21 protein-coding genes and 1 tRNA gene are annotated in these 22,811 nt (G+C 65.3%); 17 read left to right on the forward strand and 5 right to left on the reverse strand.

From position 1 onward, the window contains the following. The coding region (locus tag AX729_RS35960) for a DEAD/DEAH box helicase (protein WP_061029379.1) at positions 1-2,510 on the forward strand (2,510 nt) is incomplete at its 5' end. A gap of 162 nt (positions 2,511-2,672) precedes the next feature. On the opposite strand, the gene AX729_RS35965 is transcribed toward AX729_RS35960, so the two are convergent. Then, positions 2,673-2,749: transfer RNA gene (locus AX729_RS35965), tRNA-Pro, on the reverse strand. 95 nt (positions 2,750-2,844) lie between these two features. On the opposite strand from AX729_RS35965, the gene AX729_RS35970 reads away from it, so the two are divergent. The 6 genes from AX729_RS35970 (at position 2,845) to AX729_RS35995 (ending at position 8,794) form a co-directional block, all read left to right on the forward strand. Continuing rightward, complete coding sequence (locus AX729_RS35970) at positions 2,845-3,807, forward strand: L-threonylcarbamoyladenylate synthase (RefSeq protein ID WP_197433754.1); 963 nt, start codon at positions 2,845-2,847, stop codon at positions 3,805-3,807. Positions 3,808-3,830: 23 nt separating this feature from the next. Next, on the forward strand, positions 3,831-5,258 hold the full coding sequence (locus AX729_RS35975; protein WP_061029383.1) for an FAD-binding oxidoreductase: 1,428 nt from the start codon (positions 3,831-3,833) through the stop codon (positions 5,256-5,258). After that, positions 5,255-5,698 (forward strand): GNAT family acetyltransferase, encoded by a 444-nt coding sequence (locus tag AX729_RS35980; protein WP_061029385.1) that lies wholly within the window; start codon positions 5,255-5,257, stop codon positions 5,696-5,698. Before AX729_RS35975 ends, AX729_RS35980 begins: the two co-directional genes overlap by 4 nt. Before the next feature lie 182 nt (positions 5,699-5,880). After that, complete coding sequence (locus AX729_RS35985) at positions 5,881-6,462, forward strand: NUDIX hydrolase (RefSeq protein ID WP_061029387.1); 582 nt, start codon at positions 5,881-5,883, stop codon at positions 6,460-6,462. Between the two features lie 171 nt (positions 6,463-6,633). Continuing rightward, positions 6,634-7,563, forward strand: coding sequence for a hypothetical protein (locus tag AX729_RS35990; RefSeq protein ID WP_061029390.1), 930 nt, complete (start codon positions 6,634-6,636; stop codon positions 7,561-7,563). A gap of 37 nt (positions 7,564-7,600) precedes the next feature. Then, entirely contained in the window at positions 7,601-8,794 is a 1,194-nt protein-coding gene (locus AX729_RS35995) for a CaiB/BaiF CoA transferase family protein (RefSeq protein ID WP_061029392.1), read from the forward strand. A 16-nt stretch (positions 8,795-8,810) separates the two neighbouring features. On the opposite strand, the gene AX729_RS36000 is transcribed toward AX729_RS35995, so the two are convergent. Beyond that, positions 8,811-9,569: an SOS response-associated peptidase gene (locus AX729_RS36000; RefSeq protein ID WP_061029394.1), complete on the reverse strand. Its 759-nt coding sequence runs from the start codon at positions 9,567-9,569 to the stop codon at positions 8,811-8,813. Between the two features lie 63 nt (positions 9,570-9,632). On the opposite strand from AX729_RS36000, the gene AX729_RS36005 reads away from it, so the two are divergent. From AX729_RS36005 to AX729_RS36020, 4 genes are all read left to right on the forward strand, one after another. Continuing rightward, the gene (locus tag AX729_RS36005; RefSeq protein WP_061029396.1) at positions 9,633-10,133 is read left to right on the forward strand and encodes a hypothetical protein; all 501 of its coding nucleotides are present in this window, start codon (positions 9,633-9,635) and stop codon (positions 10,131-10,133) included. Between the two features lie 86 nt (positions 10,134-10,219). After that, the gene (locus tag AX729_RS36010; RefSeq protein ID WP_061029398.1) at positions 10,220-10,651 is read left to right on the forward strand and encodes an NUDIX hydrolase; all 432 of its coding nucleotides are present in this window, start codon (positions 10,220-10,222) and stop codon (positions 10,649-10,651) included. A gap of 45 nt (positions 10,652-10,696) precedes the next feature. Continuing rightward, the gene (locus AX729_RS36015; RefSeq protein WP_061029400.1) at positions 10,697-11,074 is read left to right on the forward strand and encodes a TIGR02301 family protein; all 378 of its coding nucleotides are present in this window, start codon (positions 10,697-10,699) and stop codon (positions 11,072-11,074) included. Between the two features lie 297 nt (positions 11,075-11,371). Continuing rightward, positions 11,372-11,638, forward strand: coding sequence for a hypothetical protein (locus tag AX729_RS36020; protein ID WP_025034564.1), 267 nt, complete (start codon positions 11,372-11,374; stop codon positions 11,636-11,638). Positions 11,639-11,808: 170 nt separating this feature from the next. On the opposite strand, the gene AX729_RS36025 is transcribed toward AX729_RS36020, so the two are convergent. Further along, a complete protein-coding gene (locus tag AX729_RS36025; protein WP_061029402.1) occupies positions 11,809-12,678 on the reverse strand; it encodes a sulfurtransferase in 870 nt (289 codons plus the stop codon). Between the two features lie 158 nt (positions 12,679-12,836). Next, complete coding sequence (locus AX729_RS36030; protein WP_061029404.1) at positions 12,837-14,168, reverse strand: dihydroorotase; 1,332 nt, start codon at positions 14,166-14,168, stop codon at positions 12,837-12,839. Positions 14,169-14,269: 101 nt separating this feature from the next. On the opposite strand from AX729_RS36030, the gene ygfZ reads away from it, so the two are divergent. The 6 genes from ygfZ to AX729_RS36060 all read left to right on the forward strand — a co-directional run bounded on the left by ygfZ (position 14,270) and on the right by AX729_RS36060 (position 20,964). Further along, positions 14,270-15,151: a CAF17-like 4Fe-4S cluster assembly/insertion protein YgfZ gene (ygfZ, locus tag AX729_RS36035; protein ID WP_061029406.1), complete on the forward strand. Its 882-nt coding sequence runs from the start codon at positions 14,270-14,272 to the stop codon at positions 15,149-15,151. After that, positions 15,148-15,774 carry a DNA-3-methyladenine glycosylase I gene (locus tag AX729_RS36040; RefSeq protein WP_061029408.1) on the forward strand — a complete coding sequence of 209 codons (627 nt, stop codon included), beginning with the start codon at positions 15,148-15,150 and terminating at the stop codon, positions 15,772-15,774. Before ygfZ ends, AX729_RS36040 begins: the two co-directional genes overlap by 4 nt. Then, positions 15,771-16,385 (forward strand): YfbR-like 5'-deoxynucleotidase, encoded by a 615-nt coding sequence (locus AX729_RS36045; protein WP_061029410.1) that lies wholly within the window; start codon positions 15,771-15,773, stop codon positions 16,383-16,385. Before AX729_RS36040 ends, AX729_RS36045 begins: the two co-directional genes overlap by 4 nt. 132 nt (positions 16,386-16,517) lie before the next feature. Continuing rightward, positions 16,518-17,024, forward strand: a complete 507-nt coding sequence (locus AX729_RS36050) for a tyrosine phosphatase family protein (protein ID WP_061029412.1) — start codon at positions 16,518-16,520, stop codon at positions 17,022-17,024. Positions 17,025-17,244: 220 nt separating this feature from the next. Beyond that, the gene (locus tag AX729_RS36055) at positions 17,245-18,210 is read left to right on the forward strand and encodes an NUDIX hydrolase (RefSeq protein WP_061029414.1); all 966 of its coding nucleotides are present in this window, start codon (positions 17,245-17,247) and stop codon (positions 18,208-18,210) included. A gap of 51 nt (positions 18,211-18,261) precedes the next feature. Next, positions 18,262-20,964: a DUF2339 domain-containing protein gene (locus AX729_RS36060; RefSeq protein WP_061029416.1), complete on the forward strand. Its 2,703-nt coding sequence runs from the start codon at positions 18,262-18,264 to the stop codon at positions 20,962-20,964. A gap of 3 nt (positions 20,965-20,967) precedes the next feature. Here the strand turns inward: AX729_RS36060 and AX729_RS36065 are convergent, their stop codons facing one another. After that, a complete protein-coding gene (locus AX729_RS36065; RefSeq protein ID WP_061029419.1) occupies positions 20,968-22,656 on the reverse strand; it encodes a methyl-accepting chemotaxis protein in 1,689 nt (562 codons plus the stop codon). Positions 22,657-22,811: the final 155 nt, after the last annotated feature.

Consider the following 22,811-nt stretch of genomic DNA (forward strand, 5'->3'; position numbering starts at 1 on the left):
CAATCCGGGTTATGGACTCTACCCATTTTTGGAGGAAATACCGGGGCTCAGGTCAGTGGCTCCAGGTCGACCTTGGGGCCAAAACCTTCGATGGCACTCACCCAAAAGCGTCGAGATTAATCCGCGCTGCAGCTATTTTGGCTTGCTCGAACAAGCTTGAGCACCGTCGCGCAGCATACCGAGTTGCGACCTCTCTGTACGAGCTTTGCGGCAGCAGCGAATTGCCTCTCGATCAAGGGCTACGTGTGGTACTCGCTAGACTGGGCAATTTCCCAGCGTTCGGGACGCGACCAGATGTCGACGGCGCTCTCGTTAGACTACCTACCGCGCTGGCGATTGAAGAAGTTGCTTCAGCCTCGGCTCGAGAAGTTAACGTCAACGGCTCCACCGTACACCTGACGGACTTTCAGTACCAGCTGTGGGGAAGCTTGCAGCGCAAAGATCGCGTTGCGCTGGCCGCGCCGACCTCAGCGGGAAAGTCGTTTGTATTGGAAGGTTATCTAGCTTCCCTATTCGCTTCAGAGGCGCCGCAGTCAATTATCTACCTCGTACCGACCCGAGCCTTAATTACTCAAGTCTCTGAGGATCTCAGCGAGTCGTTTAAGGCGTCAGGGCACGAACAGCCCGAGATCTTGACCATCCCGATCGATAGCGGAACAGCTTTGCCTGAACGCGCGATCTACGTGATGACTCAGGAGCGCGCGCAAATTTTGATGATAAATCATCCGAGCTTTGCAGCGGAACTCATCGTCGTGGATGAAGCGCACTCAATTGCTGACACCTCGCGCGGTATTCTCCTCCAATGGGTTATTGATGACCTACTTGAAAGGAATGAAACCGCTCAAATTCTTTTTGCGAGCCCGAACGTAAAGAACCTAGACGTTTTCGGAAAATTGTTCGGTTTAAAGGACGTGGTGCCGTTTTCATCGACTGAGCCGACGGTCGCACAGAACTTTCTTTTGGCGAGTATCGACTCGGCAATCGATGGACGAGTTCACATTTCAACGGTCGGCGACGGCTCGCGACAGCCTAGCTTCGTTTCCAATTTCAACCTTGGACAAACGACCGCCAACCGCATCGAACAGTTGGTTCATTTTGCAGCTACCCTAGGCAAGGGGCACTCTAACATCGTCTACGCCAATGGCGCGGCGGACGCGGAGGATATAGCCCTTCAGCTCGCCGATCTATTTTCAGAGAGGAAACAAACGCCGGCGCGCATAGCGCTGTCTGAGCTCGCCGGCGAGGCCGTCCATCAGAACTACGCTCTGGTCGAATGCGCGAAGGTTGGTGTGGCGTTCCATTACTCCAACATCCCAACGCATTTGCGGCGAGCTATCGAGGTAGCGGTATCGACGGGGGAGGTCGACTATCTGGTTTGTACGAGCACTCTACTGCAAGGCGTCAACCTGCCAGCGAAAAACATCTTTATGTCGTATCCCACGAAGGGAAAAACAAATGCGTTAGATTCGACCGACTTCTGGAATCTTGCTGGACGGGCGGGTCGACTAAGGCGCGAATTTCAAGGCAACATATTCCTTATCGAATACGATAAATGGAAGAAGAAGCCGCTCGAAAGCTCCAAAGAAACGCTGATATTGCCTGCCATTGAGACCAACGTGAAGGATCTGAGCGGACAATTGGTGAGCGTCATTCGCGACGATGTCGAAGCGCGGTCAGATAGAACGAACCTTGAGTCGACCTTCGTGCGACTCTTTTCCGACCACAAAGAGGGACGGCTGACTACAACCCTTCAGCGTATTGGCATTTCTAGCGATGCACCTAGAGCCAAAGAGCTGCAAGAAGCACTCGATGCAGCCGACCTGTCGGTTTCGCTACCTACCCGCATTCTAAGAAATGCTCCCAGCATCTCTGCGCACAAACAACAGAAGATGTTTGATGAACTTTTCGGAATCGCGAGCCAGGGTAAAGAGGCTGCGCGCGGCCTGATCCCCAAGCATCCTCGCGAGTCGGGAGCCTTCGATTCCTACGCCAAGATTTTGGAACGATGCCATCGGATCATCAGGGGTATCGATACTTCAAGAAATCTCCATCGCTTTCATGCACTCATGGCAGTGTGGTGGATGGAAGGCAAACCCCTACCGTTGATCGTCGAAAATCAAATTGAGAGAAATCGGCGCACGAGCGCCCGTACCAACATTCGGAAGACATTGGAACTCATTGAGACTGAGATACGGTTCCAGGCTGTTAGACTATTTGGCTGCTACACCTCGTTGCTGGTGCACACACTTGAGAAGGCCGACTTCCCTGAACTGGTATCCAGCATACCGTCCATTCCCGTCTATTTGGAGATCGGAGCCTCGGACAAGACGATGATTAGCTTCATTTCGCTCGGCTTATCTCGCGTAGCCGCTATGAGGCTAAACACTCTTTCGGTCCGAAAGGATCTGGACGAAAAGGGCGCGTTAACGTGGCTTCGTACCCGCCCTCTCGAGGCGCTCGGCCTCTCTCCGCTTCTATTGAAAGAAGTGGGGGCAATCCTGGCACGGTAACGGGAAAACCCGCATCTACCGTTGCAAGCAGTTAAGGGATAAATGTGAAGAAGATCCGGTACCCGCGCCCCCTGCGTTACAACGCCAAGGCTATTGTACGGGGGATTCTTCGGGGGGTAGAGATAGCGCCAAACAGAATGGCAGCTAACTCATTGATTTTAATGGTCGGAGTGGCAGGATTCGAACCTGCGACCCCTGCGTCCCGAACGCAGTGCTCTACCGGGCTGAGCCACACTCCGACAAGAAGGCGGCTTATAGCGTCGGGTTTGACGCACTGCAAGCGGCCGAGCCGAGGAATTTTATCCCTGTGAGAACGGGTGTTGAAACGCTGATTTTGCCGGCCGGCGAGGCCGGCGCGGAAGCCGCCGCCCGGACCCTGGCCGCGGGCGGGCTGGTCGCGTTCCCGACCGAGACCGTCTACGGGCTTGGGGCGGACGCCGCCAATGCCACCGCAATCGCCCATCTCTATGCCGCCAAGGGGCGGCCGGCGTTCAATCCGCTAATCGCGCATGTCGCTGATATCGCGGCCGCACGGCGGATCGGGCGGTTCGACGCGCGCGCGTCGAAGCTCGCGGAGGCGTTCTGGCCGGGGCCGCTGACGCTGGTGGTGCCGAAGACGGAGGGCTGCCCGGTGACGGATCTCGCTACCGCCGGCCTCGATACCGTGGCGATTCGCGTCCCCGCCCACCCGGTCGCGCAGGCGATTTTGCGCGCTTTCGGCGGCGCCGTGGTGGCGCCGTCCGCCAACGTTTCCGGCCACGTCTCGCCGACGCTCGCCGCCCATGTCGAGAGCGACCTTGCCGGGCGGATCGATCTGATCGTCGACGGTGGACCTGTTACGGTCGGCGTGGAATCGACGATCGTCGGCTGCCTCGACGCACCGATGCTGCTCCGTCCCGGCGGGCTGTCACGCGAGCGGATCGAGGCGGTGCTCGGCATGGCCTTGGCGCGGCCGCCCGTGGAGGCCGAAAGCGACGAAAGCCAGCCTCTGGCCCCGGGGATGCTGGCCTCGCATTACGCGCCGCGCGCCAATGTGCGGCTCGATGCGCGTGACGTCGCACCGGGCGAAGCGCTGCTCGCGTTCGGCCCGGCCCGCCTGCCCGGCCTTGACGCCGCCGCCGCCGTCATGAATTTGTCCCCCACCGGCGATCTCGATGAAGCTGCCGCCAATCTGTTCGGCCATCTTCGCGCCCTCGATGCGGAGAGCCCGCGGGCGATCGCGGTGATGACGGTGCCCGAACAAGGCCTGGGCGAAGCGATCAATGACCGGCTGCGCCGGGCTGCGGTCGCTCGATAAGAAGCTTGAGAAGAGACACGAGCATGAACGTCAATCAATCCGCGCCCCCTCCGCTTGCTTCCGAGCTGGTCGACCAATTCCGCAAGATCGTCGGCGATCGCCACGCGATCACCGATGCCGCCGACATCGAGCCTTACGTCACCGAGGAGCGCAACCTGTTCCACGGCCGCTCGCCACTCGTGCTGCGCCCGGGCTCGACCGCGGAAGTCTCGGAGATCTGCAAGCTCGCCTCCGCGCACAACATCGCGCTGGTGCCGCAGGGCGGCAACACCGGGCTGGTCGGCGGTCAGACGCCGCACAATGGCGAGGTGGTGGTGTCGCTGCGCCGGCTCGACAAGATCCGCGAGGTCGACACCGCGTCCAACACCATGACCTGCGAGGCCGGCGTGGTGCTGCAGATCGCGCAAGCGAAGGCGGCCGAGGTGGACCGCCTGTTTCCGCTGTCACTGGGCGCCGAGGGAAGCTGCACCATCGGCGGCAACCTCTCGACCAATGCCGGCGGCACCGCCGCGCTCGCCTATGGCGTCGCGCGCGAGATGGCGCTGGGGCTCGAGGTGGTGCTGGCCGACGGGCGCGTGCTGAACACGCTGTCGAAGCTGAAGAAGGACAACACCGGCTACAATCTGCACAACCTCTTCATCGGCGCGGAAGGCACGCTCGGCATCATCACCGCCGCGACGCTGAAACTGTTCCCGAAGCCGCGGGCGGTCGAGACCGCCTTCGTCGGGCTGAAATCGCCGGCAGCGGCGCTCCAGCTGCTGACGATCGCGCAGGGCGAAGCCGCCAATGCGCTGACGAGCTTCGAGCTGCTGTCGGAGATGGCGGTGGACTTCTCGGTGCGGCACGGCATCGACGTGCGCGATCCGCTTGAGGCGAAGCATCCCTGGTACGTGCTGATGGAGTTGTCCTCGCCCGGCGAGGATGCCCGCACGCCGCTGGAGACGATCCTCGCCCGCGCCATGGAGGAGGAGATCGTCGATGACGCCGTGATCGCGGCCAACCTCACCCAGCGCGCCGGCTTCTGGAAGCTGCGCGACGAGATGTCCGCGGCGCAGAAGCCGGAGGGCGGCTCGATCAAGCACGACATCTCCGTGCCCGTCGCCGCCGTGCCCGCCTTCATCGCCGAGGCCGATGCCGCCGTGGTGAAGCTGATCCCCGGCGCGCGGCCGGTGCCGTTCGGCCATCTCGGCGACGGCAATCTGCACTACAATGTCAGCCAACCCGTTGGCGCCAATACCGCGGATTTCCTGGCGCGCTGGCACGAGATGAACGCGGTGGTGTTCGAGATCGTGCTGCGCATGGGCGGCTCGATCTCGGCCGAGCATGGCATCGGTGTGCTCAAGCGCGACGAACTGCCGGAGGTGAAGGACAAGACCGCGATCGAGCTGATGCGCTCCATCAAGGCGATGCTCGATCCGCACGGCATCATGAACCCGGGGAAGGTGCTGTGAGCGGCCTTGCGATCGACGCCATCAAGGATGCCGACATCGAGCCGGTGGTCGCGCTCTGGCAGCGCTGCGGCCTGACGCGGCCCTGGAACGATCCGCATGCCGACATTGCCCTGGCGCGGCGGCGCGACAATTCCACGGTGCTGGTCGGCCGCGACAACGGCGCGATCGTCGCCACGATCATGGTCGGCCATGACGGCCATCGCGGCTGGGTCTATTACGTCGCAGTCGATCCCGACTGCCGGAAGCGCGGCCACGGCCGCGTCATCATGGCGGCCGCGGAGGACTGGCTGCGCGCGGCCGGAATTCCAAAACTGCAGCTCCTGGTCCGCCGCGAGAACGTGCAGGCCAATGCCTTCTATGACTCGCTGGGCTTCGAGCTATCCACCTCCGTGATGTTCCAGAAGTGGCTCGACGGCCGCACCACCATGCCAGGCAATTGAGATCGAGATGCGGCTGCGAACGCAACTGCGCCCCCTCGCCCCGTTCTTACGGGGAGAGGGTTGGGGTGAGGGGCCTCGCTCCGCACGTGAGATCGTCGACGGACCGGTACCCCCTCACCCGGCTTGCTGCGCAATCCGACCTCTCCCCGCAAGCGGGGAGAGGTGAAGAAGAGAGAGACCTCATGACCATTTCGGATCGCGTCCGCATCAAGGACGTTCGCCTGCTCTCGAACAACTGGACGCCGCTGAAGAACACGACCCTCGAATACCGGCGCGCCAATGGCGAGTGGCAGACGCAGCACCGCGAGACCTATGAGCGCGACAATGCCGCCGCCGTGCTGCCCTACAATCGCGCCCGACGCACCGTGATCCTGGTGCGCCAGTTCCGCCTGCCGGCGTTCATTCGCGGCTACGACGATCTCCTGATCGAGGCAGCCGCCGGCGTACTGGACAACGCCGAGCCCGAGACGCGCATCCGCGCCGAGGCCGAGGAGGAAACCGGCTATCGCCTGCACGACGTGCACAAGGTGTTCGAGGCCTTCATGAGCCCCGGTGCGATCACCGAGAAGCTGCATTTCTTCGTCGCCGAGTACGAGCCCGAGATGCGCGTCAGCGACGGCGGTGGCCTCGAACACGAGGGCGAGGACATCGAGGTGCTGGAGCTGTCGATCGACGAGGCGCTGGCGATGATCGCCGACGGCCGCATCATCGACGCCAAGGCGATCATGCTGCTGCAATACGCGGCGCTGCATCTGTTCAGGTAGGTGAACCTGTCCGCGCGTGCGGTGCAGACCCTTCTCCCCTTGTGGGAGAGGAAAAGCGCAGCACTGGCCCCAGCTTGATTTGCAATTCTGTCCTGCGTCGCCCCGCCCCCCGTTGAGCAACTCCGAAACTATCTCTAGTCTGGCCCCAACCAAGAACCAGGAGACGCGCCCATGTCCGCTCCGCGCGACGACGAATTCGGCTTTGCGCCCGACCATGACTCCCCCGTCCCCTACATGCAGCGGACTCGCGACTATTACGCGGCGATCGGCTACACCACGCCGTATCGCTGGGCGCATTACACCGAGGCGCCGTTCCAGACGCTGAAGAAGCCGCTGTCGCAGTCGCGCGTCACCATCATCACGACGGCCGCGCCATACGATCCGGCCAAGGGCGATCAGGGGCCGGGTGCGGCGTATAATGGCAGCGCGAAGTTCTACGAGGTCTATGACGGCGACACGTCGAAAGAGCACGACCTCCGCATCTCGCACATCGGCTACGACCGCAAGCACACCAGCGCCACCGACAGCGGCACCTGGTTTCCGCTGCCGCAGCTCTTGAAGGCCAGCGCCGCGGGGCGCATCGGCGAGGTCGCTCCGCGCTTCTTCGGCGCGCCGACCAACCGCAGCCATCGCGTCACGCTCGACACCGACGCGCCGGAGATCCTGGCGCGCTGCCGCACCGATGCGGTCGACGTCGCCGTGCTGGTGCCGAACTGCCCGGTCTGCCACCAGACCACGGCGCTGGTGGCGCGGCATCTGGAGCGCAACGGGATTCCGACCGTGATCATGGGCTGCGCCAAGGACATCGTCGAGCACGCCGCCGTGCCGCGCTTTTTGTTCAGCGACTTCCCGCTCGGCAATTCCGCCGGCAGACCGCACGACATCGCCTCGCAAGCCCAGACGCTGGATCTGGCGCTGCGGCTGCTGGAGACGGCAAGCGGTCCGCAGACCACGATGCAGTCGCCGCTGCGCTGGAGCGAGGATGCCTCCTGGAAGCTCGACTACAACAACGTCGCGCAGCTGAGCCCCGAAGAGCTGGCGCGGCGCCGCGCCGAGTTCGACAAGCAGAAGGAGATCGCGCGCGGCAACCGCGCCGCCTGACGTCCTCCGACAACGATAACAAAGAGGGGAGAGCGACGTGACGCGACCGTTCGAGGGCGTGAAGATCCTGGACTTCACGCAAGTGCTGGCCGGCCCGTATGCGAGCTACCAGCTCGCGCTTTTGGGCGCCGACGTCATCAAGGTCGAGCGGCGCGAGGGCGAGGATATGCGCCGCACGCCGCTTTCCCGGGAATGGGCCGAGCGCGGACTGGCACCGGCGTTCCAGGCCGTCAACGGCAACAAGCGCAGCTTGACGCTCGATTTGCAGAAGCCGGAGGCGGTCGCGATCGTGAGGAAGCTCGCCGCGCAGGTCGACGTGGTCATGGAGAACTTCCGCCCCGGCGTGATGGACAAGCTCGGCATCGGCTATGAGGCGCTCTCCGCGATCAATCCCAGGCTGATCTATTGCGCGGTGTCCGGCTTCGGCCAGACCGGTCCGGACCGCCTGCGGCCGGGCTATGACGGCAAGATGCAGGCGCTGTCGGGCATCATGGCGATCACGGGCCACCCCGAAACGGGACCGACGCGCGCCGGCTTTGCGGTGTGCGACGTGCTCTCGGGGGCGACGGCCGCATTCGGCGTGTCGAGCGCGCTGTATCAGCGCGACCGTACCGGCAAGGGCCAGCTCATCGACGTCTCCATGCTGGAGGCGACGCTGGCATTTCTCTCCGGGCAGATCGCGGACTGGTCGGTCGCCGGCCATCGCCAAACACTCTCGGGCAACCAGGCGGTCAGCCGCAGGACCACGGCGAATTTGTTCAAATGCGGGGACGGCCACATCCTGCTCGCCGTCAACAACGAGAAGCAGTACCGCGCGCTGATGGCCGCGCTCGGCCGCGAGGACACCCTCGCCGACCCGCGCTTCGCCGACTGGTTCGCGCGCAACGCGAACGAACCTGCGCTCCGCGCCATCATCGAGGAGGCGCTCGCCGCCAAGCCCGCGCGCGAATGGGAGACGATTCTGGAAGACGCCGGCGCGCCCTGCGCAAGCATCTGGAAGGTCGAGGAGGTCATCGACCATCCGCAAGTAAAGGCGCGCGGCGCGATCCAGGAGCTGGATACTCCCTACGGCCCGCTGCGATTTGCCGGCAGCGGATTCAAGCTCGCGCATGGCGGCGGCAAACTGGACCGCATGGCGCCGGAGCTTGGCGCGGATACGGATGCGGTGCTGGGCGAGCTGGGATTCGATGCCGCGGAGATCGCCACGCTCAGGGCACGGGAGATTGTTTGACGGCCAAGCCGTGACTTCAGAACAACGACCCCTGCCCGTCATCTGACGAAGCCGCCGCCACCTTCCGCACCGCCTTCCTCGGCTTCACCGCCTCCGCCTCCATTTCCTCCGTGCTGATCGGCAGCACGAGCTGCTCGTCGTCATTGGCAACGCGGTTGACGCGGGTGGAGACGGGGTGCCAGGCGAATTCGCCGATGCGTGGTGCGGTCATCATCGGCAGGATCTCGTCGATCTCGTCGCCGCGGCAGTCGAGCCAGCGCTCGAAATCGCGCGGGCTGATGGTGACGGGAACGCGGTCATGCAGCGCGGCGAGGTCCTCGCCTGCCGCCGCGGTGACGATCGCGACCGTGTCGAGCTCCTCTCCGTTGGGCCCGACCCATGTCTCGAACACCGCAGCGAAACCAAGGGGCTCGCCATCGGCGCGATGGATGAAGAAGGGCTGCTTGCGGCCGTCCTCCGCCTTCCATTCGTAGTAACCGTCGGCCGGGATCAGGCCGCGGCGACGGCGTATCGCTCTCTTGAAGGCAGGCTTCTCCAGAACCGTCTCCGAACGCGCGTTGATCAGGAGCGTGAAGCCGCGGGGATCCTTGACCCAACCCGGCAAAAGACCCCAGCGCATCAGGCGGAAATGCCGCGTGCCGTTGTCGATCAACACGACCGGAATCGGTTGTGTCGGGGCGACATTGTACCGGGGCGGGAAATTCGGCTGCTCGACATAGCCGAACAGTTGCCGCAAAGCCGCGGGGGCCGAAGTTATGACGAAGCGTCCACACATGCCTGGGAGTCTATATAGGGTCCGTTCAGGTCCTTTTAACCCCGAACGTTAACACTGCGGCCGATGAGCTCAACGGCCTCCCAACCCGCGCGGACGCATGTACAGTCGGGCCCCGAGGCCGCCGCCTGGGCCGAGCGGCTGCGCGTCGCCAACATCAACCCGCGCACCGGGCTTGCCACCGACTATCTCAACCATTTCAATGAAGCCGTGATGCTGCTGGAAATGGTCCCGGACATGCCGGAATGCGCCGAAGACTTCCTGACCTGGACGCCGCTGTCCTATGCCGAGCATTTCACGGCATCGAACTTCAAGGCGCGGGATCTGGCGATCGAGGCCTACGAGAAGGCCGATCCCACCGTGCGCGCCCAGTTCGACCACATCACGGACACCATGACCTCGATCCTCACCGCGGTCGGCTCGGCCATGCGCGAGGTCGAGAAGGACACCACCCGCGTCCGCCTCGCCGAGCAGGCCACGGCATGGGTCAAGCCGCTGATCGCGGCCTGCGGCGGCATCATCAATGGCGGGGCGGAAGCCGACGTCGACTCCATCATGGCGAACTAGGCCCGTGAGACCGAATCGCACCTTGCTCCCTCGCCCGTTTGGCTGCGCAAATCGACATCTCCCCGCCGGGGAGAGGTGAAGTCGCCATGGCGGTCGCCCAGCCCAGCCATCCCCAGCTTGCGGTCAGCGCGGCGATCTTCCGCGACGGCAAGGTGCTGCTGGTCCGCCGCGCCCGCTCCCCCGCCAAGGGGTTCTATTCGCTTCCGGGCGGCCGGGTCGAATTCGGCGAATCGCTGCACGAGGCCCTGGCGCGCGAGGTGGACGAGGAGACCGGGCTCGGCATCGAGATCATCGGCCTTGCCGGCTGGCGCGAGGTGCTGCCGGCCGCGGCCGGCGCCGGCCACTACCTGATCATGTCCTTTGCCGCCCGCTGGCTGGCCAAGGAGCCGACCCTGAACGACGAGCTCGACGATTACCGCTGGATCGCTCCCGATGCCCTGGCGAGCCTCGGCGACCTCAAGCTGACCGGGGGGCTGGAGGAGGTCATCCAGTCCGCGGCGCGCTTGATCGGACATTGACGCCCTGCCTTGCGTCCCTAGCCTCGACGGGGCATACACCCGCCGATGTCCACACGATTTCTGGCGATTTTTGCCCTGATTCTCGCCTGCACTTTCGCGCCCGCCCGGGCCCAGGACGCGGCAGCGCCGTTTGACGGCGATTTGCAGCGGCTGGCGGAGATCCTCGGCGGGCTGCACTACCTGCGCGGCATCTGCGGGGCCAACGAGGGCAACAAATGGCGCAACGAGATGCAGGCGCTGATCGATGCCGAAACCCCCTCCGGGGAGCGCCGCACCCGCATGATCGCCGGATTCAACCGCGGCTATAACGGCTTTCAGCAGACCTACCGCAGCTGCACGCCGGCCGCGATGGTGGCGATCCGCCGCCATATCGAGGAAGGCTCGAAGATCTCGCGCGATCTCACGGCGCGCTACGCGAACTAGGTTCTCTCCACCTGTCATTCCGGGGCGCGCGTAGCGCGAGCCCGGAATCCATTGTGCGGCAGTCTCTGCGGCCAGATGGATTCTCAGGTGCGCAATTGCGCACCGTAGCTCGCGACTTCGTCGCGCCCCGGAATGACGGCGACAGATGCGGGCGCGGCGCGACGGGAGCCCTGCCGTCGACTTTGTACACAGCCGTTAACCGTTCTTAAAGAAGTGGCCTAGCGGTCGTTAACGACCGTGCTACACCTCTCGCACAGCGCATCGCCGTGGATCGCGCCCCAGCCCTGACCGAGTTTCATGAGCCAGCCGATTTCCTACGCCCCCGCCCGCGCGCCGCTGCCCGATCACGAGCAGAAACAAGCAGCCCTGAGCTATCTCAACGAGGCCTGGGCCGAGGCGCGCCATGACGGCGTCGACGGCGACTGCCTGGCGCAGGCGAGCCTGTTTGCGGCATTGGCCGAGCTGGTCGGCACCTATGGCGAGGACGCGGTGGCGAAGTTCGTCGAGGGCTTTCCTGGCCGCATTCGCAACGGCGAATTCTCGGTCGGCATCTCCAGGCAGTGAGTCTGTCGAAAATGACCCCGCCACGCGGGCGGGGCCAGTCGACGGATGAATGACTCTGCGAAGAGGTCGCGAAGTCTGTCGCTCTTATCGCACGGAAGCCGTTCCCCGCCGACAAGCATTAGTCTTGCGACGAGCGGGAGATGTTCCCGGCACTGTCGGGAATGCGCACTTTAGTCCGTCTCGATCGGCAGCGCCGGATCCCTCGCCCATTCGCCCATCGAGGCGTCGTAGAGCGTCAGCTTGTCGAAGCCAAGCTGCGTCAGCAGCAGCAGGTCGATCGTCGCCGAGATGCCGCCACCGCAATAGAGGATCACGTTCTTGTCGCGCGTCACGCCCTGGGCCGCGAATTTGGCTTCCGCATCCGCAAGATTCGTCAGCGTCTTGTCGGCGTTCACGAGCGTTGCCGCTGATACGTTGACGCTGCCGGGAACGCGGCCCGGCCGACCGTAGCGGCTCGGCTCGAGGCCGCGGTGAAACTGCGGCCCGAGCGCGTTGACGATGACGGTCGCAGGATCGCCGATCCGCGCCAGCACAGCTTCCTTGTCGACGAAGAAGCCCGCGCGCTGCGCGGCCTTGAAGATGGTCGCAGGATAGCCCTTCGGCGCGCCTGTCTCGACCGGCCGCCCCTCCGCCTTCCATTTGTCGAAACCGCCGTCGAGCACGCGCGCCTCGACGCCGAGCGAGCGCAGCATCCACCAGAACCGCGTTGCCCACATCATCGTGCCGATGCTGTAGAGCACGATGGTCTTGGATGCGTCGGCACCGTGGCGGCCGAACGCGGCCTCCAACTGGGCCGTATCGGGCATCATGAAGAATTGTTGCGCAGAGGCATCGGAGAACTCGCCTTGCAGGTCGAGGAAATCGGCGCCGGGGATGTGGCCGGCGGCGAAGGTCTTGTCGCCTGGCACCGCGCGATAAGGCGCGTCGCTACCGGGTGGCACAGGCTCATTGTAGGTCGTGCAGTCGTAGAGGCGGAGGTTGGGATCGCCGAGTATGGCGGCGAGTTGCTCGGTGGTGATGAGGGTTGTCGCTTGGGGCATCGGACTGCTCTCCCTGTCGAGGGATTGTAGCTCTCTCACCTCGTCATTGCGAGCGCAGCGAAGCAATCCAGACTACCGCCGCGGAGGGATTCTGGATTGCTTCGCTGCGCTCGCAATGACGGGTGGAGAAGCGCTGTGCGTCCGCACAACACATCAACCTACGGCTTCAGCGTCTCCAGAAACCGCACCGGCTCGCCTTGCGACGGCGTCACCAGCTCGCCCTGCCACATCACGCGGCGGCCACGGATGAAAGTGCCGACGGGCCAGCCCGTCACGCGCACGCCGTCATAGGGAGTCCAGCCAGCCTTGGACGCGACCCATTTGTTGGTGATGGTCTCGCTGCGCTTCAGATCGACGATGGTGAAGTCCGCGTCATAGCCGGCGGCGATGCGGCCCTTGCAGGCCATGTTGTAGAGCCGCGCGGGGCCGGCGCTGGTGAGGTCGACGAAGCGCGCCAGAGAGAGCCGACCCGCGTTGACGTGATCGAGCATGATCGGCACCAGCGTCTGCACGCCGGTCATGCCGGAGGGCGAGGCCGGATAGGTCTTCTGCTTCTCCTCCAGCGTATGCGGGGCGTGGTCGGAGCCGAGCACGTCGATGATGCCCTGCTCGATGCCGCGCCAGATGCCGGCGCGATGATCGGCGCCGCGCACCGGCGGGTTCATCTGGGCGAGCGTGCCGAGCCGCTCGTAGCATTCGGGCGCGACCAGCGTGAGATGGTGCGGCGTCGCTTCGCATGAGGCGACATCCTTGTGGTCGCGCAGGAACTCGATCTCCTCCTTGGTCGAGATGTGCAGCACGTGGATGCGCTTGCCGGTCTCGTGCGCGAGCTTGACCAGCCGCTGCGTCGCCATCAGCGCCGCGGTCTCGTCGCGCCAGACCGGATGGGAGCGCGGATCGCCCTCGATACGCTGCGACTTGCGGTCGTTGAGGCGATATTCGTCCTCGGCATGAAAAGCGGCGCGGCGGCCGATGACCTGGAAGATGCGGCGCAGGCTTTCGTCGTCCTCCACCAGCAGCGCCCCGGTCGAGGAGCCGATGAACACCTTGACGCCGGCGCAGCCGGGTGCGCGCTCGAGCACCGGCAGGTCCTGCACGTTCTCGCGGGTGCCGCCGATGAAGAAGGCGAAGTCGCAATGCATGCGGTGACGGGCTCGCTTCACCTTGTCGGTGAATTCGGCCTCCGTCACCGTCAGCGGCGCCGTGTTCGGCATTTCGAACACCGCGGTGACACCGCCCATCACCGCGCTGCGCGAGCCGGTCTCGAGGTCTTCCTTGTGCGTCAGCCCGGGCTCGCGGAAATGCACCTGGGTGTCCATCACGCCGGGCAGGATGTGCAGGCCCTTGCAGTCGATCACCTCCGCGGCACTGCCTTGCAGCGGGCCGAGCTCGGCGATACGGCCACCGGCAATGCCGATATCCCGAACACCCTCGCCGTCCTGGTTGACCACCGTGCCGCCCTTGAGGATCACATCGAAACGCTGGCTCATGGCTGAAGGCCTCTCTCATCCCCAAGCGCAGGGCTCGAGGTCTTGTCGTTTATGCGTTGCGGGCTTACGTTCCGGAGCAACATGTCGCAAGAGATTTTCGCATGAAATCCGCGTTTCTTCCCGACCGGGGTGTGATCAAGGTCGCAGGCGAGGATGCACGCAACTTCCTCAACGGCCTCATCACGACCGACGTCGACAGGCTGAAACCGGGCCTGGGACGATTCGGCGCGCTGCTCACGCCGCAAGGCAAGATCATCGTGGACTTCCTGATCACGGAAGCGCCCGCGGGTCACGGCGGCGGGTTCCTGATCGATTGCCCGAAGGCTCTGGCGGACACCCTCGCCACCAAGCTCAAGTTCTACAAGCTGCGCGCCAAGGTCACGGTGGACAACCTGTCCGGCGATCTCGGCGTGCTCGCGGCCTGGGACGGCCAGCCCGCCGCCCAGCCGGACCTCGCCTTCGCCGACCCGCGCAATGGCGCGCTCGGCTACCGCATCCTGATCCCGGAAGATCTCAAGCAGAAGCTGTCCGACCTCATCGGCGCCGAGCTGGTCGATGCGGCCGAATACGAGACGCACCGCATCGCGCTCGGCGTTCCCCGGGGCGGGCTCGACTTCATGTACAGCGATGCCTTCCCGCACGAGACCAACATGGATCGTCTCGCCGGCGTCGATTTCGACAAGGGCTGCTATGTCGGCCAGGAGGTCGTCTCGCGCATGCAGCATCGCGGCACCGCGCGCACCCGCAGCGTCAAGGTGCTGCTCGACGGGCCCTCGCCCGAGATCGGGGCCACAATTCTCGCCGGCGACAAGCCCGTCGGAACCATCGGCTCGACCGCGGGCGGCAAGGGGATCGCCCTCGTGCGCATCGACCGCGTCGCCGACGCGCTCGACGCGGGCCAGCCGCTCACCGCTGGGGGGCTGGCTATGACGATCGCTGAACCGGACGCCGTTCGCATTCCAGCCAAGCAGCCCATCGCATGAGCCGTGCCGCCCGCCTGCATCCCGACGGCCTGAAACGGTGTCCCTGGCCTGGCGAAGATCCGCTTTACGTCGCCTATCACGACACCGAATGGGGCGTGCCTGAGTATGACGACCGCGCGCTGTACGAGAAGCTGATGCTCGACGGCTTCCAGGCCGGCCTGTCCTGGATCACGATCCTGCGCAAGCGCGACAATTTCCGCAAAGCCTTCGACGATTTCCAGCCCGAGAAGATCGCGCGCTACAACGCGAAGAAGGTCCATGCGTTGATGAACGATGCCGGCATCGTGCGCAACAAGGCCAAGATCGACGGCGCGATCCTGAGCGCGAAATCCTATCTCGACATCATGGAGAAGGGTCCAGGCTTCTCGAAGCTGCTGTGGGACTTCATGGACGGACGGCCCAAGGTCAACCAGTTCAAGACCACCGCGAGCGTGCCCGCCTCGACGCCGCTGTCGGTGCAGATATCCAAGGAGCTGTCCTCGCGCGGCTTCAAATTCGTCGGCCCGACCATCGTCTACGCCTTCATGCAGGCGACCGGCATGGTCAACGACCATCTCGTCGACTGCCACTGCCACGCAACCTGCGGCAAGACGCAACGCAAGCCGCGTCTCAAGGCCAGATGACGACGAAGAAGACCGCGCGCGATGCGCCGTCCCGCGCCTGGCAGCGCATGCTGTCGGGCCGGCGGCTCGACCTGCTCGATCCCTCCCCGCTCGACATTGAGATCGCCGACATCGCGCACGGCCTCGCCCGCGTCGCGCGCTGGAACGGGCAGACCGTAGGTGCGCATATCTTCTCGGTCGCGCAGCACACGCTGCTGGTCGAGACCGTGCTGCGGCACGAGATGCCACGGGCCGACGAGCGCATGAGGCTCGCAGCCCTGCTGCACGATGCACCGGAATATGTGATCGGGGACATGATCTCTCCGTTCAAGGCCGTGCTCGACGGCCACTACAAGGCGGTCGAGAAGCGCCTGCTCGGCGCCATCCATATCCGCTTCGGCTTGCCGCCGGTGCTGCCGGAGGAGATCACGGCGGCGATCAAGGCCGCCGATCGCGGCGCGGCTTACCTTGAGGCGACCGAGCTCGCCGGCTTCAAGATGAGCGAGGCGAAGCGCCTGTTCGGCAAGGATCCCGGCCTGTCCGACAGTGTCCGGCGCGACTACCTGACACCGTGGACCGCGGCGCGGGCGGAGAAGCAGTTTCTGGAGCGGTTTGGCGCGCTGTTTGCGTAGGTCCTGGGCTGGGCAAAAAGGCGCACGGCCCCGTGACCACCGTCCCTTCGCGTTTGCGACAAAAAGTGTGGGCACGCACCGCTTTGCCCACTCAACAGACCCCCGCTATAATCGCCGGCAAAAAGGTCCGCCATGATCCACGTCTGTTCCCTCGCAGCACTTCCCGAGACCGTCCGTACCACAGGCGCCAGCCATGTCCTGACCGTCATGGCCAATGTCGAGCAGGTGGCCCGTCCGGTGTCGGTGCTCCCCGCCAACCACCTCAAGGTGTCGATGGACGACATCACCGAGGAGATTGACGGTTTCGTCGCACCATCGGAAATGCATATCGAGCAGGTGCTGACCTTCGTGCGGGGATGGGACCGCAGCGCACCGCTGGTGGTGCATTGCTACGCCGGCATCAGCCGCTCCACCGCGAGCGCGTTTGCGGCCGTCTGCGCGCTCAATCCGAACCGTGACGAGATCGAGATCGCCAGGAAGATCCGCGCGGCCTCGCCGATCGCTTCGCCGAACCGGCGTATCGTCAGCCTTGCCGATCGCGCTCTCGGGCGCAACGGCCGCATGCTGCGCGCGCTCGACGAGATGGGCCCGGGTTCGATGATGGTCGAGGGCCGTCCCTTCGTGATCGAGCTCGAATGAGAATTGCGCGCCACAACGCAGGTGAGCCCCTTCTCCCGCTTGCGGGAGAGGGTTGGGGAGAGGGTGGGTCCTCATCGGGACACTCCCGGTGTGGAGACAACCCTCTCCCGGCGCAACGCGCCGACCTCTCCCGCAAGCGGGAGAGGTCACACCGAGCCCGCGGAGAGATAGCCGCAACCAGTCGACATATCTTTCTCGCAACAGCTGCGCGCAACACCGCATGAACGACAGACTGACGCCGATCGAGATCGGTCTCACCGCTGCGATCGTTGCGATCGAGAACCACGAGCCGCTGATCCTGACCGCACGCGGTGCTGACGGCCTTGCCGGCCTGCCATTCGGCCCGTTCGATGCGCTCGCCCATCGCACTTTCGAGATCGGCCTGCGCGCCTGGGTCGAGCAACAGGCGGGCCTGCGTCTCGGCTATGTCGAGCAGCTCTACACGTTCGGCGATCGCGGCCGTCATGCCGAGGCCGGCGACACCGGCGCCCATATGGTGTCGATCGGCTATCTCGCGCTGACGCGCGCGATCGGCGGCGAGCTCGTCGCGACCGGCGCGAGCTTCGAGCCATGGTACCGCTTCTTCCCGTGGGAAGACTGGCGCGAGCAGCCGCCGGGGATCATCGCCCGCGACATCATTCCGGCACTGACGAAGTGGGCCGAGGAGGAGACGCCGGAGACGACGCGCGCGCTGCCGCGGAAGGACCGCGTGCGGTTCTGTTTCGGTCTCGACGGCGCGCCCTGGGATGAGGAACGCGTGCTCGACCGCTATGAGCTGCTGTACGAGGCCGGGCTGATCGAGGAGGCGCGGCGCGATGGCCGCCCCGCGGCCTTGGCGCGCAAGACGCTTCCCCCGCTCGGGACCTCGATGCGGTTCGACCACCGCCGGATTCTCGCCACGGCCATTGCGCGGCTGCGCGCAAAGCTGAAGTATCGTCCTGTCATCTTTGAACTTTTGCCGGCTGAATTCACACTTACCGAACTGCAGCACACCGTGGAGGCGATCTCCGGCCGGCATCTGCACAAGCAGAATTTCCGTCGCCTGGTCGAAATGGAAGCCCTGGTCGAACCGACCGGGGTCATGTCGACACAGACGGGCGGACGGCCGGCGGCGCTCTATCGCTTCCGCCGCGACGTGCTCCAGGAACGACCCGCGCCGGGCTTGCGCGTACGCTCCCGGCGCTAGATCCTGATATTTGTGGTACCGGCCCCTGCCCGCCGGTTGCCTGGAGGCTTCATGTTCGACGGCCCGTTTGACGTCTCTGCGCTGATCATTGCGATCGTCGCCTTCCTGATCGCGATCAAGGCGTCCAGCCAGGCAGCCGAGCTGCGCCGCCGGCTGAGCTCGCTGGAAGAGATGCTTTACGCGCAGCGGCAGGTGCAGCCGCCGCCGTTGATGCCCGCGCCGGGGCAGACCGAAGCGCCCGCGACGGCTCCAGCAGAACCGCCGCCGCTTGCGCCCGAGCCCGAGCTTGTGCCGCCGCCGGTCGCCGCAGAGGTTTCGCCGCCCCCGCTCGAGGCCAGCCCTGAAGCCGGCGCACCGCCGCCGCTGCCCGCGCCCGCACCCGGCTTCGAGGAGCGGCTCGGTACCCGCTGGGTGGTGTGGATCGGCGGGCTCGCGCTGGCGCTCGGCGGCTTCTTCATGGTGCGCTATTCGATCGAGGCCGGTCTGCTCGGCCCCGGCGTGCGCGTGTTCCTGGGCGGATTGTTCGCGCTGGCGCTGCTCGGCGCCGGCGAATGGACGCGGCGCAAGGAGGCCATCTCGAGCATTCAGGCGCTGCCGATCGCCAACATCCCGGCGATCCTCACCGCGGCCGGCACGGCGGTGGCGTTCGCCACCATCTACGCCGCCTACGCGCTCTACGGCTTCCTCGTGCCCGCAACCGCCTTCGTGCTGCTCGGCCTCGTCGCGCTTGGCACGCTTGCCGCAGCGCTCCTGCATGGACCCGCGCTCGCCGGCCTCGGCGTGGTCGGCGCCTTCGTGACGCCGGTCCTCGTCTCCAGCGGCAAGCCGGACTATTGGGCGCTCTACATCTATCTCGCGATCGTCACCGCGGCGAGCTTTGGTCTCGCTCGTATCCGGCTGTGGCGCTGGCTCGCGGTCACGACAATCGTGTTCGCCGTGCTCTGGATCTTCCCGGGTCTCGACACCGCCGAACTGCAGGTCGCGCCGCACGCCTTCCATGTCATTGCGGGCTTCGTGCTGGCCGCGCTGCTCGTCGTCTGCGGATTCATGTTCGGACCCGGCATCGAGGACGGCGAGATCGAGCCGGTCTCGTCGAGCGCGCTCGGCGCCTATCTGTTCGGCGCGCTATTGATCGTGCTGTCGAGCGGGCATGCCGATCTGGCGTTGATCGCCTTTACGATGCTGGTCGCGGGAACACTGTTCGTCGCCTGGCGTGCGCCGGCGGCCACGGGCGCCCTGGGGGCAGCCGCAGCGACGGTCTTCATCGTGTTCGCCGAATGGGCGGTGCGAGCCAATCCCGATATGCTGGTCCTGCAGGGCGGCCCCATGCCGGGCATCGGACCGACAGCGACCGACAGCGCGGTGACGCTGCATCTGGTCACGGCCGCGCTCTTCGCCGTCGGTTTCGGCATCGCCGGATTCCTGGCACAAGGCCGCTCGAACTCGGCAATCATTCCGGTGGTGTGGGCGGCGGCCGGTGTCGCGACGCCGATCGCGATCCTGGTTGCGCTCTATGCGCGTATCGCTCATCTCGACCGCTCGATCCCGTTCGCAATCCTGGCGGTGCTGCTTGCCGGCGCCTTCGGCGCTGCGACCGAGGCGCTCACGCGCCGCGAGACCCGGCCGGGCGTCGCGATCTCCACGGCCCTGTTCGCGACCGGTACGCTCGGCGCACTGGCGCTGGCGCTGACTTTCGCGCTGGAGAAGGGCTGGCTGACGATCGCGCTGGCGCTGATGTCGCTCGGCACGGCCTGGATCTCGATGCAGCGGCCGATTCCGTTCCTGCGCTGGCTCGCTGCGATCTTCGCGGGGCTCGTCACCGCGCGCATCGCCTACGATCCTCGCATCGTCGGCGACGCCGTCGGCACCACGCCGATTCTGAACTGGCTGCTGTGGGGCTACGGCTTGCCGGCACTTTCCTTCTGGGCCGCGAGCGTCTTCCTGCGCCGCCGCGCCGACGATGCGCCGCTGCGCATGGTCGAGACCGCCGCAATCCTGTTCACCGCGCTGCTCGTCTTCATGGAGATCCGGCACTTTGCGACCGGCGGCCGGATGACAGCGGCCCCCTCCTTGCTCGAATTCGCACTGCAAGTCTGCGTCACGCTGGCGATGGCCATCGGGCTGGAGCGCCTGCGGCTGCGCAGCCGCAGCATCGTGCACAATGTCGGCGCGGTCGTGCTGACGGCGATCGCCGGGCTCATCAGCGTGTTCGGCCTCTTGATCCTGGAAAATCCGCTGCTGTGGCGCACCGACGTCGGCGGCGCGGTGTTCAACCTGCTGCTGCTGGGCTATGCGCTGCCGGCTGTGCTGATGCTGCTGCTGTCCTATGCCGTGGCCGGCGAGCGCGGCAAGGTCTACGCCAATACGATTGCAGGCGGCGCGCTCGTGTTCGCGCTCGCCTATGTCACGCTGGAGATCCGCCGCTTCTATCACGGCCCGATCCTGTCCACCGGGCCGACCACGGGAGCCGAGCAATACACCTACTCGATCGGCTGGCTCGCTTTCGGCGTGGTGCTGCTCGGCGTCGGCATCCTCGTCAATTCGGAACGGGCACGGCTGGCGTCGGCCGTGGTCATCGCGCTGACGATCCTCAAGGCCTTCGTCATCGACATGTCGACGCTGACGGGGGTCTACCGCGCGCTGTCGTTCATGTGCCTAGGCATCGTGCTGGTCGCGATCGGCTGGCTGTACCAACGGATCCTGTTCCGGCGGCAGGTCGCGCCGCCGCCGGCCGCGCCGCAGACCGGCAGCTGAGGATCAGGCTGCGCGGACGGATTGCAGGAACTGCGCGACTTCGACTTTCAGGCGGGTGCTGTCGGTCGCCAGCGACTTCGCCGCGGACAGCACTTCGCCCGAGGCCGAGCCGGTCTCGATCGCACCGCGCTGCACGTCGGTGATGTTGGAGGAGACCTCCTGGGTGCCGAGCGCGGCCTGCTGAACGTTCCGCGATATTTCCTGCGTGGCCGCGCCCTGCTCCTCGACGGCGGCGGCGATGGCCGAGGACACCTCGGACAGCCGCTCGATGGTGCCGCCGATCTCCTGGATGGCGCTGACGGATTCCTGCGTCGCGGCCTGGATGCCTGCGACCTGCGCGCCGATCTCGCCGGTCGCCTTCGCCGTCTGCTCGGCCAGCGCTTTCACCTCGGAGGCCACGACAGCGAAGCCGCGGCCGGCCTCGCCGGCGCGGGCCGCTTCGATGGTCGCGTTCAGCGCCAAAAGGTTGGTCTGGCCCGCGATGGTGTTGATGAGCTCGACGACGTCGCCGATGCGGGAGGCCGCCTGCGACAACGCGTTGACGCGCTCGTTGGTCCGCGCCGCCTGCTCGACGGCTTCCGCGGCCATGCGCGCCGAATCCTGCACGCGGCGGCTGATCTCGGTGATGGAGGACGACAGCTCCTCGGAGGCGGACGCCACCGCCTGGACGTTTGTGGAGGCTTCCTCCGACGCAGCCGCAACCACGGTTGCGAGCTCCTGGCCGCGCTGCGCGGTCCCGCTGAGCGTGGCCGCGGAGGCCTCGAGCTCGGTCGAGGCCGACGACACGGTCTCGACGACCTCGCCGATCATGACCTCGAAATTGCGGGTGATGGCATCGACGCGGCGGCCGCGCTCGATCTTGGCCTCGGCGTCGCGCGCCGCCGCCTCGTCGGCGGCCTTCTTGGCGATCAGAGCCTCCTTGAAGATCTGGAGCGCATCCGCCATCGAGCCGATCTCGGTCTTCTCGCCGCGATGCGGCACCTCGGCCGAGAGGTCGCCCTCGCCGAGCGACTGCATCGGACGGATGATCGAGGCGATGCCACGAGACACGTCGCGCACGAGATAGTAGGCGGCGGCGATCGCGATCGCGACGGCTGCAACGATGATGCCGACGAGCACGCGAAAGATGGTGGCGTAGCTGGCTGCCGCCTCCTTGGTTTCAGCTTCGGCGCCGCTGTTGTTGAGCTCGATGCTCTTCAGGAGCAGCGGATCCGCCGCCTGAGCCATCTTGGCGACCTTGGTCTGCAACAGCTCGTTGGCCTCTGTCGGGAAACCGCCGGGGCTCTTGCGCGACAGCGCCATCGTCTCCTGAACGCCGGTCAGGTAGTCGGCCCAGGCCTTGGTCCACTGCTCGTAGATCGAGCGCTCCTCCGGCAAGGTGATCAGGCCTTCATAGACCTTGCGCGTCTTCTCGATGCGCTCGCGTAGCGGGGCCATGCGTTTCTCGGCGGCGTCCTTGCCTTCAATGCTCTGCTGCATCAGGTGCAGTCGCAGGACGACGCGCAGCTCATTGATGTCGGCGCGCATCGAACCGAGCGCACGCACGCTCGGCAGCCAGCTCTCCGCAATCTCGACCGTGTGGGCGTTGATGTTCTGCATCGTGCCGATCGCCATCACGCCGACGCCGGCGAGCGAGAGCACGAGGACCGACAGCACGGTCAGCAGCTTGAAGACGATTGACAACTTCGACATCACGACAATCCCGATGGTACCTGGCAAGGCGCACGTCACCTGCGCCGCAGGCGTCACGACGGACGGCAGGCGGAGGTCAGTTCAGCAATGCTGGCTGGTTCTTATCCCGTGAGGATTAAGCCCATAATTGCAAACAGGCGTTAACATGATCGCCC

The organism is Bradyrhizobium sp. CCH5-F6, from assembly GCF_001556045.1.
GTDB lineage: Bacteria > Pseudomonadota > Alphaproteobacteria > Rhizobiales > Xanthobacteraceae > Bradyrhizobium.

What these genes read in the sequence shown, in the direction of transcription:
- AX729_RS36000 (WP_061029394.1), bottom strand. Translation starts at nt 9,569, where the DNA reads ATGTGTGGACGCTTCGTCATAACTTCGGCCCCCGCGGCTTTGCGGCAA.
- AX729_RS36040 (WP_061029408.1), top strand. Translation starts at nt 15,148, where the DNA reads ATGAGCCGTGCCGCCCGCCTGCATCCCGACGGCCTGAAACGGTGTCCC.
- AX729_RS35990 (WP_061029390.1), top strand. Translation starts at nt 6,634, where the DNA reads ATGTCCGCTCCGCGCGACGACGAATTCGGCTTTGCGCCCGACCATGAC.
- AX729_RS36030 (WP_061029404.1), bottom strand. Translation starts at nt 14,168, where the DNA reads ATGAGCCAGCGTTTCGATGTGATCCTCAAGGGCGGCACGGTGGTCAAC.
- AX729_RS36065 (WP_061029419.1), bottom strand. Translation starts at nt 22,656, where the DNA reads ATGTCGAAGTTGTCAATCGTCTTCAAGCTGCTGACCGTGCTGTCGGTC.
- AX729_RS36020 (WP_025034564.1), top strand. Translation starts at nt 11,372, where the DNA reads ATGAGCCAGCCGATTTCCTACGCCCCCGCCCGCGCGCCGCTGCCCGAT.
- AX729_RS36010 (WP_061029398.1), top strand. Translation starts at nt 10,220, where the DNA reads ATGGCGGTCGCCCAGCCCAGCCATCCCCAGCTTGCGGTCAGCGCGGCG.
- AX729_RS36060 (WP_061029416.1), top strand. Translation starts at nt 18,262, where the DNA reads ATGTTCGACGGCCCGTTTGACGTCTCTGCGCTGATCATTGCGATCGTC.
- ygfZ (WP_061029406.1), top strand. Translation starts at nt 14,270, where the DNA reads ATGAAATCCGCGTTTCTTCCCGACCGGGGTGTGATCAAGGTCGCAGGC.
- AX729_RS36015 (WP_061029400.1), top strand. Translation starts at nt 10,697, where the DNA reads ATGTCCACACGATTTCTGGCGATTTTTGCCCTGATTCTCGCCTGCACT.
- AX729_RS36045 (WP_061029410.1), top strand. Translation starts at nt 15,771, where the DNA reads ATGACGACGAAGAAGACCGCGCGCGATGCGCCGTCCCGCGCCTGGCAG.
- AX729_RS35975 (WP_061029383.1), top strand. Translation starts at nt 3,831, where the DNA reads ATGAACGTCAATCAATCCGCGCCCCCTCCGCTTGCTTCCGAGCTGGTC.
- AX729_RS36055 (WP_061029414.1), top strand. Translation starts at nt 17,245, where the DNA reads ATGAACGACAGACTGACGCCGATCGAGATCGGTCTCACCGCTGCGATC.
- AX729_RS36005 (WP_061029396.1), top strand. Translation starts at nt 9,633, where the DNA reads ATGAGCTCAACGGCCTCCCAACCCGCGCGGACGCATGTACAGTCGGGC.
- AX729_RS36025 (WP_061029402.1), bottom strand. Translation starts at nt 12,678, where the DNA reads ATGCCCCAAGCGACAACCCTCATCACCACCGAGCAACTCGCCGCCATA.
- AX729_RS36050 (WP_061029412.1), top strand. Translation starts at nt 16,518, where the DNA reads ATGATCCACGTCTGTTCCCTCGCAGCACTTCCCGAGACCGTCCGTACC.
- AX729_RS35985 (WP_061029387.1), top strand. Translation starts at nt 5,881, where the DNA reads ATGACCATTTCGGATCGCGTCCGCATCAAGGACGTTCGCCTGCTCTCG.